This is a genomic window from Burkholderia sp. E168m23, assembly GCF_016586125.1.
In the GTDB taxonomy this organism is placed as follows: Bacteria; Pseudomonadota; Gammaproteobacteria; order Burkholderiales; family Burkholderiaceae; genus Burkholderia; species Burkholderia orbicola.
Window position 1 is genome coordinate 1 of record NZ_BCPP01001365.1, and the last position, 1,345, is coordinate 1,345.

The 1,345-nt window shown below is 60.4% G+C and carries 2 protein-coding genes; one reads left to right on the top strand and one right to left on the bottom strand.

What is annotated here, in order from left to right; translation table 11 throughout:
- Positions 1-279 precede the first annotated feature (279 nt).
- Positions 280-597, top strand: a complete 318-nt coding sequence (locus tag JMF90_RS37325) for a hypothetical protein (RefSeq protein WP_027809805.1) — start codon at positions 280-282, stop codon at positions 595-597.
- A gap of 87 nt (positions 598-684) precedes the next feature.
- Here JMF90_RS37325 and icmH read toward each other — a convergent pair.
- Positions 685-1,345 (bottom strand): type IVB secretion system protein IcmH/DotU (icmH, locus tag JMF90_RS37330; protein WP_201326365.1); only part of this gene is annotated, 661 nt, incomplete at its 5' end.

A 1,345-nucleotide genomic window follows, 5' to 3' on the forward strand; every position in this document is an offset into this window, starting at 1 on the left:
AGATTCGGTCCCTGACCGAAGACCGCGTGGCCGCGATCCATGAAACAATTCGCCACGAACTCTGGAGGGCGGTCCGATGCGGGAAGTTCGACGTGATCTCGAATGTCGGTATTGCATCCGTTCACTGACCGACAGCGACCACCGACCCAGCCTAACGTGTCCGAAATTGGCATAATCGCGGCTCCCTTACGCGAGCGCTGTGGCAACGCAGGCACATTCGGGGCCTGCGACATTACCGCTCCTGCATTGACTTCAGTCCAGTTATAACCGCAATACCCCATGTCGACCACCCCCGCGACCATCGCGTCGCTGCAGCACATTCTCGAACATCCGGGCGACTTTTCCGGATGGCTTTGCCTGCCATCAACGCCATGGACGCTAGATACAGAGGGCGTATTCACCGAAGGCGCTGACAACACTGAAGTCGACACGCCGCCCGCCGCCGCCCCACAACCCGGCTGGCGCGTCACGCTGAACAGCGCGACGATCGAAGACATCGTGATCAACGCGCATGACCAGGTCGACGAACCGACCGTCGCGCAATTGTTCGACGCATTCGTGTTCTACGTCGACAACGACGAGTTCATTCTGCTCTGACGAGGCACGCGCCCCACGCCACAGCAAAAAAGGACCGCCGGTGCGGTCCTTTTTCATCAAGCGGCATTCGAAAAAAACACGCGCCTCTTACGGCAACGAAATCGTCAAATTAGCCGATTCCGGCCCGACCTTGATCACCTGCGAATACGGCGCCAACGCCTGCAGCGTCTTGTCCTTGAGATAGGTATTGAGCCCGAGATACCCAAGCAACGCAACGAGCGCGAACACGGTCCCGATCGCCCAAACCGGCACCTCCCGCTTCAACCGGTGCGCGATCTGATCCGGCAGCGGCCAATGTGGCGCAAACGCAGCCCGCTTGCCCTTCATATGCGCGATCTCGTCCCCAAGCCGCGCGGTCAGATACGCGAGCTTCTCCGGCCCTTCGAGCAGATACTTGCCCTGGAACCCGAGCAGCAGGCACATATGAAACACCTCGAGCGACTGCAGCCGCGCCGCACCCTGCGCACGACACTCCTCGAGATACTGGAAGAACTTCTCGCCCGCGAGTTGCTCGCCGAACAGTACGAGCTGCAGCGGCCGGCGTTCCCAATCCGCGCGGATCTTGAACTGCGACGACAGCACCATTTCGTCGATGGCCGCGCAGAACGCGAATTTCGCGCCGTACACGTCCTCGGCGGCGATATTCAGCTTCTTCGCGCCGCGCTCGAAATCCGACAGGAATTCCTGGATTCGCGTGCTGAACTCGCTGGCGCTGTCCGGCTCCCGCTTGTTCTTGAGCAGGAACAGC